Below are 13,954 nucleotides of genomic sequence, written 5' to 3'. Positions count from 1 at the left end.
AGGTGCGAGATGAAAATATCAAAAATATTTAAAAACGGTATGATTGATAATAATACAATATTATCACAATTAGTTGGTCTATGCTCAGTACTTGCCATCTCTAGTACTCTAAAAAACTCAGTTACAATGGCAGCTGCAGTTTTAATAGTTACAATTCTTTCGAACTTTTTCATATCCTTATTAAGAAAGGTAATACCTTCAAAGATAAGAATACCTATATATATAGTTATCATAGCAACATTTGTTACTATCATTGACTTAGTATTGCATGCATATTTACCAGATATGTACAAGCAATTGGGCTTGTTTATCCCACTTATAGTAGTAAACTGTATGATACTTGCTAGAGCTGAAAGCTTTGCATCAAAGAACAATGTTTTTTACTCGATAATTGACGGCTTAGCATCGGGCTTAGGTTATGCTATTGCAATATGTGCATTAGGTTTTGTTAGAGAGTTAATAGGCGCAGGTTCTATATGGGGTAATCAAATATTCCATGGAGCTTCTCTATTTGTACTACCTCCAGGAGCATTCATTGTTCTAGGTATATTTGTAGCAATCTTTAACATATACTTATTGAAAAAGAAGAAGGAGGAAAACTAGATGGGAACAATATTTAAGATTTTGATTTCTACAATCTTTGTAAACAACTACGTTTTCGCTCAATTCTTAGGAATTTGTCCGTTTTTAGGTGTTTCAAGTAAAGTAGAAACAGCGACAGGTATGAGTGTAGCCGTTACATTCGTAGTAACACTTGCTTCAATCATTACTTATTATGTACAAAAATTATTATTAGATCCATTTAATTTAGGATATTTACAAACAATAGTTTTTATACTTATCATAGCATCACTAGTACAATTTGTTGAAATGGTTATAAAGAAAATTTCTCCAGCTCTTTATGGAGCGATGGGTGTTTTCCTACCACTTATTACAACAAACTGTATGGTACTAGGTGTTGCAATACTTAACATACAAAGTGGATACAACATCTTTGAAGTAATAACAAACGCTATTGGCGCATCACTTGGTTTTGGTCTAGCACTAATACTACTTTCATCACTAAGAGAAAAGCTAGAGCTTGTTGATGTACCTGAGCCACTTAAGGGAATGCCTCTTGCATTGATCGCAGCTGGACTTATGTCTATCGCGTTCATGGGCTTCTCAGGACTAGTATAGGAGGTACACTATGGAAGTATATTTAATACCTATAGCAGTCTGTGGTATCATAGGCTTGATTTTCGCTGTTTTACTATCAATAGCTTCAAGAGTTTTTGAAGTGAAACTAGATCCAACAGTAGATAAAGTTTTATCTGCACTACCAGGAGCTAACTGCGGTGCTTGCGGTTTTCCAGGATGTGAAGGACTTGCTAATGCAATTGCAAAGGGAGAAGCACCTGTTAACACGTGTCCAGTAGGTGGAGCAACATGCGCAGGCAAGATAGCTGCAATACTTGGTGTTGACGCAGGTAGCGCTGAAAAGATGGTTGCCAACGTATTATGCCAAGGCGACTGCGATAAAACTAAATTAAAATATGATTACAAGGGCATAGAAAGCTGTTCATTTGCATCACAAATCTCAGGCGGACCAAAGTCTTGCGAATTTGGCTGCGTTGGATGCGCTTCATGCGTAAAAGCATGTCCATTCGATGCTATCGAGATGATAAATGGCGTTGCTCATGTATTAAAAGAAAAATGTAAATCATGTAAGATTTGCGTTGGAACTTGTCCAAAGAAAATTATTGAGATGGTTCCATATAAGAGCAAGGTATTTGTTAAGTGTAAAAACACTAACATGGGCAAAAAAGTTAAAGAAGCATGCGGTATAGGATGTATCGGATGTAAGATTTGTGTTAAGAACTGTCCAAAAGATACTATTGCTTTTGAAAATAACTTGGCTCACATTGTTTACGAAGGATGTATTAACTGTACTATATGTGCACAAAAATGTCCTACAAAGGCAATTCATGCTGAGAATTTAAAACCAAAGCCAGCAGCTCAAAAGCCAGCAGTACCTAAGGCTGAAGCACCAAAAGCAGAAGCACCTAAGGCTGAAGCACCAAAAGCAGAGGCTCCAAAGGCTGAGGCTCCAAAGGTAGAAGCTCCTGCAAAGGAAGCTGAAACTACTAATAAAGAAGCATAATTAGATAATTATCTTTTAAGGGTATGGTAGAGCCATACCCTTAAAACGATAAAAAGAGGTTTATTAAATGAAAAAATTAGATGTCGTTTTAATAATTTTTTTAATATTATTTTCATTTATCTTTATCGTTAAAGATAAATTTTTCGCGTCTAATTCAAATGATAAGTACATAGCCATCTCTGTTGATGGCAAAGAATATAAAAATCTTGAATTTAAGGATAAAACATACATATATCCTTTAAAGACTAAGTATGGATTTAACAAGATAGAAATTGCTAAGGACTATGTAAGAGTCTTAGAGGCTGACTGTCCAAATAAACTTGATGTTTTACAAGGAAAGATACATTCAATTAATCAAAGTATAGTTTGTATACCAAATAGAATGATCATTGAGATAAAGTCAATGACAGATAAAAAAGATAGTGAAGAATTGGATGCAGTGATTAAATGATGAAGACGAAAGATTTTATTTATATTGCTTTATTCACTGTATTTGCAGTAGTTTTAAGCATCATAGAAAACTTCATACCGCTATCTTTTAGCATACCAGGCCTAAGGATAGGTCTTGCAAACATCGCAGTTCTTGCAGTTTTGTATCTATACTCTTTTAAATACGGCTTATTTATAATACTCATAAAGAATATTTTAGTTTTTCTTCAATTTGGAAACATCATCGCTTTTTTGATGTCGATGAGTGGAGGCATATTAAGCGTTATATTTATGTATATATTTAAGCGATACTTAAATAAGTATTTTAGCATTTATGGTGTGAGTGCTGTAGGAGCCTTTTTTCATAATTTTGGACAAATATTATGCGCATCAATAATATTATCAAATAAGATTATTTTTGCATATTTACCAATACTAGTCATCATAGGAACATTTGCATCTATAGTAATTGCCAAAATTGCAGAGCTTTTTATCAATAGATTTAAAAATATAAGAGGGTTTATCAATGAATAATATAGAAGAGAAAAAAATAATGATGCAAGACATTAAGCTTGACGACAGACCAAGGGAAAAGCTTATAAGCCGTGGTAGAGAAGCACTTGAACTTGCTGAAATCTTAGCTATAATCATTGGCACAGGCACAACAAACTATAGTGCGATTGATTTATCTAAAGAGATTTTAAAAAGGTTTAACAATTTAAATGGCTACGCATCTTTAAAGGTAGAGGACTTAACTGAAATTAGCGGCATTGGCAAGGCGAAGGCCTGTCAAATTATAGCTGCGCTTGAACTTGCTAGAAGACTGACTGGTCCATCAAGTTTATATGAAGCTGAAAGTCTAAACGATCCAAAAAAAGTTTACAGAGCATATAGAAATGAGTTTATGAACGAACCTCAAGAAAAATTTATAGTTCTTGCACTTGATACAAAACTTAAACTAATTAAAATAATTGAAGTTTCAAAAGGCACAGTAAACTCAACTCAAGTGCATCCAAGAGATGTGTTTAGAGATTTAGTTAAGTGCAATGCAAGTAGCTGCATACTTATTCATAACCACCCAAGTGGTGATTCGAGTCCATCACACGAGGATAAACTGCTAACGAATAGACTTGTAGAGTGCTCGAAAATTATTGGTATATCTATTTTAGATCATTTAATTATTGGAGATACTTTCTTTAGTTTTAAAGAACATAATCTCATGGAGTGATATAATGAATTTTATTAAAAAACATAAAGTAATTTTAACAATTTTAGTTTTGCTATTAGCCATTGTTATTATTATTACTATAAATAATAAGAAAAAGTCTCTTAATAGCATTGAGTCTGCGCCTAGTGATATTATGTCAAAGATATCATCATTTTTCTATGGCGGCGCGAACAGAATTTCCAATGGCTTCAAAGGTTTATTTTCAAAAGATGATTCAAAGAGCAAGATAAAAGAGCTTGAAGAAAAAGTAAGTATACTTGAAGATAAGAACAGAGAGCTCGAAACTGTGATTATGAAGTCATCATATCTTAAAAAAGAATACAATTTATTGCAAAATACAAAATACGATTTAACAAAGGCCAAGATAGCGTCCATGGATCCTGATGAATGGTACAAGAGATTTACCATAAACAAAGGGAAAAAAGATGGTGTTAAAGACGGCGATATAGTTATAGGCGCTTCTGAAATACAAAACAACGTATACATCGAAGGACTTTTGGGTAAAATCACAGACGCATCAAAGGATTCATCAAGAGTTATTTCTCTTAATGATGATAAGTTTAAAGTAAGTTTTAATATACTTAGAAACAATGAGTCAGGCGTTATGGGCGGAACCTTCGATTCTAAGATTGAAGGCTACATGTTTGATTCAAACGCCGATGTTTTAGTTGGAGACAAGCTTATCACATCAAGTTCATCAGATGAGTACCCACCAAATATTTATTTAGGGGAAGTAGTTGAAGTTATAAACGATGAATCAAATTTAAAGAAGCTTATAAAGGTAAAGGCGGCAGTAGATATAAAAGATGTTTCAAATGTATTTATAATTAAAAGGTAATGAGATGAAAGTTTTAGCGTTTTTAATTTTTTTATTTATAAACTATATTTTAAAAGCAGCCATATTACCAAACTTTTTGCCAATTAATTTTATATTTAACATGACGCTTTGCTTAGTCGTGTCGCTTGCATTATTAGCAAAGAGCAGAGAAGGTTTAATTTGGACCATAGTTGTCGCGGTATTAAATGATTTGCTTGCTCATGAAGTATTGTTTTTAAATTTATTTTTATTCACTATAGTTTATCTGCTAATATATTTTATTAGAGATAACATTAATATGGAAAATTTATTAAGTATAGCTATAGTAAATATTGTAGTGTATTTATTTTATATTACTTTTTCATATATACTTTTAAGTTTTATGAGTGTAAATATAGGTATTGCACAGCTTGCTAAAAATATCTTTTCTATAAAGATAGTTTTTGTAGCGCTATATGGAGTGCTAAGCTATCTAATATCAAAGAGGATATTTAGGTATAAAAATTACGACATCTAGGTGATATCATGAATAATCTTGAAAAGAATAAGAGATATACATTTATAAATTTTGTGATTATATTTATTTTGAGCATTTTAGTATTAAAGCTTGCTCATTTAACTTTAGTTGAAGGCGATCACTACAGGTATATTTCTGATAATTCTAAAATTAGAACGATAACTGTTACAGCTCCGAGAGGCGAGATTAGAGACAGGTACGGAAGGTTAATAGCTGGCAATCTTCCTTCTTTTACTGTGCAAATTTTTAAGGATGATATGCTAAACTTAGAGGCTGAAGATAGAAATAAAGCTCTTCTTGAACTAGCAACAAGTCTTGAGGAGGATGGAGTCATATATCAAAATGACTTTCCTATAGATTTTAATTATTTTGCGTATAAGGATGATGCTGACTATATAAGCAAAGACAAGTCACCTATAAAAACTGTGATAGATTTTATAAAAAATAAAGATGTTTTAGATAGCTGTTTAGACATGTACATGACTTTTAATAATGATGAGAAGAGTTACGATGTAAGACTTGCTAATAGAGCTTTATATGCGATAAAATCAAAATTTGTTGACTTTCCAGTTGAATATAAAAATACTGGAGACAAATATGAATTCGTAGCAAATGATAAATTTCTTGATTTTAAGCAAAAGAACGAATTTAATGAAGGACTTAGCCCAAGAGGGCTAGTTACTGAGATCATAGTTAGTGATGACACAATTCTTAGCAGAATACTATCTCATCCTATGATTAGAAAGCTTGTTTATGAAAAATTTAAAGATAATGGTCTTGAAAAAATTGCGCTTAAGGACTGTGTAAACACATATTATGAGTCATATCTTGAGCAAAAAAGAGCACTTATGAAGCAGTATCCAAATTTTATTACTTATGACACAAGTGCTAAAGACGATTTTATCAATATTTTCAAAAATACATCACTAAAGAATATGCTGGGAAAAGCATATAAGAACGAAGATGACGAAATTATTGCTCCAGGAAAGATTTTGATTGATCTAATCAGGTCTAAGAATATCGAAACAAAGGTTGAGGCTATAATTAATCCAGATAGCTTAGATGTTTTATATAGATATAAAGACGAAAAATTTGATTCAGATACACCAGCTATTGATGAACTTATTAAAGAAGCAGACAATAAGGAAATTATGGATCAGTTTATTAGTAATAATAAAATTAGGCCTTATGCTCAAAAATGCTTACTTGAAGATGAAGTACAAACAAGGATTTCTATAGCAGGTGATTTTGAGTATGTGGATTTAATTCAGTACAGGACATTCTTGGAGAGAATTTTTAAGTTTAAAGATAAATTTGAGGACAAAACTCCAGAAGAAACACTTCGCAAAGCTATGGAAAAATACAGCATTGACGAGGATTATGCTCGTTATGAAGCAAAGACTCTACTTAGCATATATGAATTATTTTTAAAGCAAGGTCAACTTGCATATCAACCGATAAAATTTGCTTATGGCATTAAACCACAAACAGTTGCTAAAATCGAAGAAAAATTATATTTAAATACAGGTATCAATATATCCATAGAACCGATAAGATATTATCCTATGGGATCTGTAATGTGTCACGTTATAGGCTCTTTAGGAAAGATATCAACCGATGCCGAAATTGAAAAATATATAAATCAAAAGAAATATTTGCCTGATGCCATCATAGGCAAAACAGGTATTGAAGAATCTTATGAAGATGTACTCAAAGGTAAAGACGGAGAGATGGTTGTCGAAGTCGATAGAATTGGTAACAAAACTAGAGTTATTTCAGAGACAAAACCTATTAGGGGCAATACAATTTATCTAAGTATTGATGCACAACTACAAAAGAAGTGTGAGAAACTTCTAGAAAGAACTATAAAGACTATACCTAGAAGCGGAACATTTGCTAGTAAGTACGGCGATTTCAAGATGGAGTGGGACAGAAAAAGAAAGAGAACGTATGATAATACAAGCTCTGGATCCATCGTTTTAAATAATCCGAACACAGGTGAAGTATTGACTATGGCAAGCTATCCTGGATATAATCTAAATTTATTCGCAACAGGTATTAGCAAAAGTGACTGGGACAGCTTGGGCCCTATAGAAGTTAAAAACCCATTAGCAGCAAGACCGCTACTAAATGTAGCGACACAAACTGCGGTGCAACCGGGTTCTATATTTAAGATGTGTACTGGACTTGCGGCACTTGAGAAAGGTCTTAGCCCTCAGACAAAAATTAGGGACATGGGATACGCAGAGCTTGGTACAAAGAAATTTAGATGCCTTTTATGGACTGATTATCACAGGACGCATGGCGATGTCAATTTAAGTGATGCCTTAAAAGTTTCTTGTAACTACTTTTTCTATTCTCTAGCAATGGGAGAGAACCAAAGATTAGGAAAGAAACTTGAAATAAAGCTATCAATTGATGATATTGTTGATATGGCGAAAAGATTTGGCCTTAATGACAAAACAGGTATTGAGATTAACGTTCCAAACGAATTTTCTGGTGGCGTTCCAAATCCTGAAAAGAAATTACAAAACATGAGATTTTATTTAAGAAACTATTTGAATGACAATCTTGCAAATTATGTGAAAAATGGCGTTAGATACGATGAAGTTTTTAGAGACAAGGCGATAAATGAAATATTATCTTGGCTTGAAGAGGGACCAAATATGACAAGAAATCAAGTTATTGAAGAGCTTGATAAGCTTGGTTTTGATACAGAAAAGAAGCTTCATGGCAAGCGTGAGGGCATAGCAGATATAATCAAGTACACTTATTTAAACCAAGCTAAGTGGAACCTTGCTGATACACTTTATGTAACTATCGGACAAGGTGATTCATCATATACACCAATACAGATGTCAAATTATGTTGCTACCATTGCCAATGGCGGTGAACGCAATAAATTAACTTTGATTGACTCAATTAAGTCATATGATGGACTTGAAGATGTCTATAATTTTGAAAGAAAATTTGAGGATATTGGACTAAAGAGTAAAAGCGAATTAGATGTTGTTAAAAATGGTATGTACAAGGTAAGTAAGTTTGGTTCGGCAAAACCACTTTTCCAAAATTTCCCTATCAATGTGGGATGTAAGACTGGTACAGCTGAAAAGAATGGTGTAAATCCATACACAAATAAGCCATACGACTCATTCTCATGGTTTGTGGCTTTTGCGCCTTATGAAAAACCAGAGATAGCTGTAAGTGCACTAGTTTTCCAAGGCGGCATGGGTATAAATGCTGGACCTATGGTAAGAGAAGCCATAGCAGAGTACCTTGGCATGAATAAAGAAAATATTTCAAATGACCTACCACTTGTAACAAAGGTCTTAAAGTAAGGAGAATATATTGATTAATAGAAAGAAATTGGAAAAAATACTTAAGCTTGTGGAAAAACCAGCAAGATATATAGGTATGGAGAAAAACTCAATAGTTAAAGATTTTGAAAAAACTAAGGTGAAGTTTGCTTTTTGTTTTCCAGATAATTATGAGCTTGCAATGAGCTACTTAGGACTTCATATACTTTATTTCTTGATAAATCAAAATGAGGATTATCTATGTGAGAGAGCTTTTTTGCCTAACTATGATATGGAAAAAATGATGAGAGAAGAAAATCTTGAACTTTTTTCGCTTGAAAATAAAGAAGAGCTTAAAAATTTTGACGCAGTAGGCTTTACTTTGCAATATGAGATGAGCTTTGCTAATATATTAAGAATGCTAGATTTAGCTAATTTAGAATTAAAAAGCTCAGATAGAAAAGAAAGTGATCCAATCATAGTAGCTGGAGGCCCTTGCGCAGTAAACCCTGAGCCAATAGCTGAAATTATTGACGTATTTCAAATAGGTGAAGGCGAAGAGATGATGCTAAGATTCTTGGAGCTTTTAAAGATTAAAAAAGAAAAAAATCAAAGCAAAGATGAATTTCTTGAAACGCTTGCTAAAGAAGATGGCTTTTATGTGCCAAAATTCTATAAACCCCATTACAATGAGGACGGAACTATAAAAAATTATGAAAAATTAAATCCAAATTGCAAAGACAGAGTGAAAAGAAATTATATCTCAAGCGTTGACAAGATGTTCCAAATCGATCGAATGATAGTTCCATACATCGACGTGGTTCATAAAAGAGCTGTAGTTGAGATATTTAGAGGATGCACAAAGGGATGCAGATTCTGCCAAGCAGGCATGCTTTATAGACCTATCAGAGAAAAATCTGAAGAAAATATTAAAAATATTGCAAAAACTATGATAGATAACACTGGATACGACGATGTTAGTTTATTTTCGCTAAGTACTTGTGATTACACTAATCTTAGAGAAGTGGCGGGTGAGATGAAAGAGTATTTTGTGAAAAATAATGTAAGTGTTTCGCTGCCATCATTAAGACTGGATTCGCCGAGCATAGATGTTTTAAAAGACCTTTCAGACGTAAGAAAGTCTTCTTTAACATTTGCTCCTGAGGCAGGCAGTCAAAGGCTTAGAGACGTTATAAATAAAAATGTTACTGAAGAAAATTTAGTTGATGTAATGACTTATGTTTTTGGCGAAGGCTGGTCCAAGATAAAATTATATTTCATGATAGGCCTTCCAACTGAGACAGAAGAAGATATTAGAGGCATAAAAGAACTGGCTTATTTAGTTAGAGACCTATTTTTCAAGAGAGATAGGGAAGATATTAAGGGCGATTTTAGGCTTGTTGTGAGCACATCATGCTTTGTACCGAAGCCATTTACACCATTCCAATGGTTTAAGCAAGACAGCATAGATGAATTTTATGAAAAGATTGGCATACTTCGCTCAATTATTAAAGATAAAAAGGTCGAGTATAATTATCACGATCCAGAGCTTAGCTACATCGAAGCAGTTTTAGCAAGGGGCGATAGAAAATTATCAGATGCACTTATTTATGCATATAAAGAAGAGAAAAAAGCAGAAAAACTAGACAACGAATTCATTTATGAAAATTATTTAAGTGCATTTAAAAAATATAATCTTGATCCAGACTTTTATGCGAGACGTGAGAGATCTTTTGATGAAGTTTTGCCTTGGGATATAATTGATGTTGGTGTTAGCAAAGAATTTTTGAAAAGAGAGTACGAAAAATCAGTTAAGGCAGAAACTACAAAGGACTGTAGAATTTCTTGTAACGCTTGTGGTATAAAGAATTGTGAAATGAGGGGTAAGCATGAAAATTTTGTGTAAATTTACAAAACTCGGATACTTAAAATTCATCTCACACTTAGACCTTGTAGATTTATTTCAAAGAACACTTTTTCAAAATAAGGTTGACGTAAAATTCTCAGAAGGCTTCAATCCGCATCCAAGGATGTCTATAGCATATCCTTTGCCACTTGGAATTGAGTCAAACAGTGAATATATGGAAATTTATCTTAATTCAAGGATTGATTTAAAAGATTTTTTGATAAAGATGAATGAGAGACTACCAGCTGGAATTAAGATTGTTGAAGCAATGTATGATGACGATGAGTCCATATCTAATAAAGTGAAATCAGTTGTATATGCCTTTAAATTATTAAATACATTTTTTGATAAAAATAAAAATATTGATATAGCTAAAGAACTTTATAAAATCAACTCCATGGACATAGTTGAAATTGAAAGAAAGAGAAAAAAAGGTAAAAGAAGAATTTTTGTTAAAGAAAATGCAAAAGAGTATCTTAAGCGCTTAGAGCTTAAAGATGATGCTATATATGCATACATCAAAATGAGTGAGAATGGATCATTGAAGCCAGCACTTATCTTTGATATACTAAATAATTATACAAATATAAATATGGATGAACTTGATATTGACCTTGAACGCATAGGTTTATACCAAGATGAAGATGGATTAAAGGAAATATTTCTTTAATTATAAAAAATATTTATAAAAGACTTGTAAATTATAAATAATAATGATATAATATGAATTACAGAGTAGAGGAAATGCGCTAGTGTTAAAAGATGGGATGTAGCTTTTAAACGAATGGCATTGAGCCGCGGTATTTCTTCGCTTCCGCTGTATAAATATTATATTATTTAGAACAGCCTCTGGAATTTTATTTTAGGAGGATTTTTTTATGCAAAAAGGAAGATTTACGACTAAGAAATTAGTTCTAAGTGCATTGTTCGTTACATTAACAATTTTAATGTCTAAATTTTTGAAGATTAAAATTGCTACTGGATTAGTTTTCTCGTTTGGAGGATACCCACTAATGTTTGGTGGTATGGTTTTAGGACCTTATTATGGTTTCATGATGGGTATAGTTTCGGACGTTATTAAATTTATGCTATCACCAAGCCAATTTGGTTTTAACGTCTTCTTTACAATATTAGAAGGACTTTTAGGATGGTTCCCAGGATTTATTCTTTGGAAATTATCAAAAGGCGAAGGTTTCTCAGCTATGCTTAATGACAGAAAACTACAAAATAAAGTAATTATATCAACAAGTTTATTCAGAGCAATATTTATTAACATTATTTGTAATTCAGCGCTTTTACACATATATATGGGAAAAGCACTAGTAGCACTAATGACAGCAAGAATACTAAAGAACACTATCGAAATATTCTTAGTGTACTTCATTCTTACAGCTATAGTAGAAGCTTTTAGAGTTAGAAAAGTTAAATTTGAAGTTTAATTAAAATTTTAATAATTAAAAATGCCTCATAACATTCCTGTGAGGCATTTTACATAAGATAAGGCAGAGTACTAAGCTCTGCCTTTAATTTATTTATTTTCTCTATCTTTCAATATAGACTGAACTGCTTCATCAATAACCTTTTCGTTAGTTTTTCTGAAATTACCATCAACAAGGTAGATATCATCTTTAAATCTAAATACAAGAGTCGATATGTGATGTACGCTCGCGATATATGCTTCTACATATTCATCATCAAATTTATCAAAATTTAAATATTCGATCTCGCCTTGATTATTAAAAATGTTTCTATCTTTAATAACTTTGTAGATATAGTCAAGTATCTGAGTTTTTTTGCCGTGGTAGTGTTCGCTAGTCATGGTTAAAACCTCACCGATATTGTTCTTATCGGTAGTGTAGCTATAGTTTTTTGTATACTTGTCTATAAAAAAGTTTTTGCTGATGGATTTATTGTTATTGTAATAAGAGTGTTTGCTAATATTGCTATCAACTTCAAATATTTCTTGATCCATAGCGTTGTTTATGGGCATATCTAAAAGTTTTGTCTGTAAATTTGTTACCATAAACAAAGATATTGCAATGAATAAGAATCTTGGGAAAAATTTATCAAAAACTTTCTCAATAAGTAATTTATACAATAAAAATGTTAGGGCTGAGCCGATTAGGAAAAAGTATGACGAGAATAATTTAATCAAAGTAATGTTTCCTACTGAATAATTGTAAATATCAAGTCCCATATAAGAAAGGCCCATAAGTATTATAAGCGTGATTAGGATAATCATCAAAACTCTACCGAATTTAAAAGCTTTATCGCTGTTAAATTTTTTACGCAAGGTTTTTGAGTAAAAGTAGATGATTCTTCTTAAGTACATAATTGACAAAGTTAAGAATATTAGCGGTATGAAGACCATAAACATGAACTGTTTTAGATTTATAAACTTATCGATGTTTGGCCAGAATAAAAATATGCTGCTAGCTAAAAATATCATGAATAATGATATAAAAACTGAGATTGAGAAGAATCTTATGTTTGAGATGTTCTTCCAGCTACTCTCATCAGCGTCATTTACTGCTTTTTTGCTAGCCTTGTGATTTTCAAATATGTTTATATCTTTAAAGCCGCATACGAATTTAAATCCAGCGCTCTCCATATCATAAAGATGAGTGGAGAAGGCACCGAATTTGTTCTTTCTAGACTTTGTAAATGGATAGCTTTCACAAAAATATTCAAAATTATTAGCATCGACAGCTTTTTCTAAGCTAATCGATGCTTTTTTAATATCTTTAATCTTGTATCCTTCTTTTCTTAAATTATTAAGATGCTCTTCAAGGCCTTTGTAGTCAATGTTTTGAAAGAGCATTATCTCTTTTATTTTTGCATTTTTTTGCATAAGTTTTCACCTTTTTTGTATAGTATAAAGCCTAATGGAACGAGTATTATCGATATCCATTGTGATGTTGAGAAGAATAAGAAGTGTCCTCTTACGTCATCGTATCTTAAAAATTCAACTAAAAATCTTCCTACGCCATAAAGCATCATATAAAGACCTGTGACCTTACCCTTTGATCTGTCTTTTTTTGAGTAAATAAATAATATTATAAATATTATCACGTTGCCTAAAGAGCTTAATAATTGAACAGGGAAGAGCTTTACGCCGCTTAGCCCAACGCTTTCCTTTGGAAATATCACGTAAAATTTACTATCCCATGGCATTCCGTAGCAGCAACCAGCCATAAAGCAGCCGATTCTGCCAAATGCATGAGCAAGTGGTACTTCTGGAGCCATCGAGTCTGTTATATCTAGATAATTAAGCTTGTATTTTTTAGCGTAAATATATAAAGCTATGAGAGCGCCTATGATACCGCCGTAAAAAACATAGCCGCCAGCTAGTATATTACTTAGCGTTGTAAATATATCTTTTGAATTCTTAAAACTTTCTATAACAAAGTTAAAGTCTGTAATCAGATAGAGAAGCTTAGCTCCTATGAAGCCTCCTATCATACCATAGACAATTGAATAAAAAATAGTTTCTTTATCTGCTGGATATTCTTTTTTTCTATACCAATAAACAAGGCTTGCCACAACGATGCCAAGAGCTATAAGCGAGCCGTAACTAGCAAGTCTTATTCCAAATATTGTGTAAAATGGTTTCATAGT

The 13,954-nt window shown here is 32.4% G+C and carries 14 protein-coding genes and 1 riboswitch; of the genes, 12 read left to right on the top strand and 2 right to left on the bottom strand.

The features are described from left to right. The first annotated feature begins 9 nt into the window (after positions 1 to 9). From rsxE to M1R53_RS04725, 12 genes are all read left to right on the top strand, one after another. Entirely contained in the window at positions 10 to 603 is a 594-nt protein-coding gene (gene rsxE / locus M1R53_RS04780; RefSeq protein ID WP_019213684.1) for an electron transport complex subunit RsxE, read from the top strand. After that, on the top strand, positions 604 to 1,179 hold the full coding sequence (gene rsxA / locus M1R53_RS04775; RefSeq protein WP_249242165.1) for an electron transport complex subunit RsxA: 576 nt from the start codon (positions 604 to 606) through the stop codon (positions 1,177 to 1,179). 10 nt (positions 1,180 to 1,189) lie between these two features. Further along, the gene (locus tag M1R53_RS04770; protein WP_249242164.1) at positions 1,190 to 2,143 is read left to right on the top strand and encodes an RnfABCDGE type electron transport complex subunit B; all 954 of its coding nucleotides are present in this window, start codon (positions 1,190 to 1,192) and stop codon (positions 2,141 to 2,143) included. Between the two features lie 67 nt (positions 2,144 to 2,210). Further along, positions 2,211 to 2,594: a NusG domain II-containing protein gene (locus tag M1R53_RS04765; protein ID WP_249242163.1), complete on the top strand. Its 384-nt coding sequence runs from the start codon at positions 2,211 to 2,213 to the stop codon at positions 2,592 to 2,594. After that, the gene (locus M1R53_RS04760) at positions 2,591 to 3,106 is read left to right on the top strand and encodes a Gx transporter family protein (protein ID WP_249242162.1); all 516 of its coding nucleotides are present in this window, start codon (positions 2,591 to 2,593) and stop codon (positions 3,104 to 3,106) included. Before M1R53_RS04765 ends, M1R53_RS04760 begins: the two co-directional genes overlap by 4 nt. Continuing rightward, on the top strand, positions 3,099 to 3,800 hold the full coding sequence (radC, locus tag M1R53_RS04755) for a RadC family protein (RefSeq protein WP_019213680.1): 702 nt from the start codon (positions 3,099 to 3,101) through the stop codon (positions 3,798 to 3,800). The genes M1R53_RS04760 and radC overlap by 8 nt, the downstream gene beginning before the upstream one ends. A gap of 4 nt (positions 3,801 to 3,804) precedes the next feature. Then, a complete protein-coding gene (mreC, locus tag M1R53_RS04750; RefSeq protein ID WP_249242161.1) occupies positions 3,805 to 4,638 on the top strand; it encodes a rod shape-determining protein MreC in 834 nt (277 codons plus the stop codon). 4 nt (positions 4,639 to 4,642) lie between these two features. Further along, the gene (locus tag M1R53_RS04745) at positions 4,643 to 5,134 is read left to right on the top strand and encodes a hypothetical protein (protein WP_249242160.1); all 492 of its coding nucleotides are present in this window, start codon (positions 4,643 to 4,645) and stop codon (positions 5,132 to 5,134) included. An 8-nt stretch (positions 5,135 to 5,142) separates the two neighbouring features. Next, positions 5,143 to 8,472: a penicillin-binding transpeptidase domain-containing protein gene (locus M1R53_RS04740; RefSeq protein ID WP_249242159.1), complete on the top strand. Its 3,330-nt coding sequence runs from the start codon at positions 5,143 to 5,145 to the stop codon at positions 8,470 to 8,472. 13 nt (positions 8,473 to 8,485) lie between these two features. Continuing rightward, on the top strand, positions 8,486 to 10,336 hold the full coding sequence (locus tag M1R53_RS04735) for a TIGR03960 family B12-binding radical SAM protein (protein WP_249243198.1): 1,851 nt from the start codon (positions 8,486 to 8,488) through the stop codon (positions 10,334 to 10,336). Next, positions 10,320 to 11,006: a TIGR03936 family radical SAM-associated protein gene (locus M1R53_RS04730; protein ID WP_249242158.1), complete on the top strand. Its 687-nt coding sequence runs from the start codon at positions 10,320 to 10,322 to the stop codon at positions 11,004 to 11,006. Before M1R53_RS04735 ends, M1R53_RS04730 begins: the two co-directional genes overlap by 17 nt. 59 nt (positions 11,007 to 11,065) lie before the next feature. After that, positions 11,066 to 11,158, top strand: a riboswitch (THF riboswitch). Between the two features lie 56 nt (positions 11,159 to 11,214). Further along, complete coding sequence (locus tag M1R53_RS04725) at positions 11,215 to 11,775, top strand: folate family ECF transporter S component (RefSeq protein ID WP_019213675.1); 561 nt, start codon at positions 11,215 to 11,217, stop codon at positions 11,773 to 11,775. 89 nt (positions 11,776 to 11,864) lie between these two features. Here M1R53_RS04725 and M1R53_RS04720 read toward each other — a convergent pair whose 3' ends face one another. Next, the gene (locus M1R53_RS04720; RefSeq protein WP_249242157.1) at positions 11,865 to 13,187 is read right to left on the bottom strand and encodes a hypothetical protein; all 1,323 of its coding nucleotides are present in this window, start codon (positions 13,185 to 13,187) and stop codon (positions 11,865 to 11,867) included. Then, positions 13,166 to 13,951 carry a prolipoprotein diacylglyceryl transferase gene (gene lgt, locus M1R53_RS04715; protein WP_249242156.1) on the bottom strand — a complete coding sequence of 262 codons (786 nt, stop codon included), beginning with the start codon at positions 13,949 to 13,951 and terminating at the stop codon, positions 13,166 to 13,168. The genes M1R53_RS04720 and lgt overlap by 22 nt, the downstream gene beginning before the upstream one ends. Positions 13,952 to 13,954: the final 3 nt, after the last annotated feature.

The organism is Fenollaria massiliensis, assembly GCF_023347705.1.
Lineage (GTDB): Bacteria > Bacillota > Clostridia > Tissierellales > Peptoniphilaceae > Fenollaria > Fenollaria massiliensis.
This window is presented reverse-complemented; position numbering and strand designations above follow the sequence as displayed.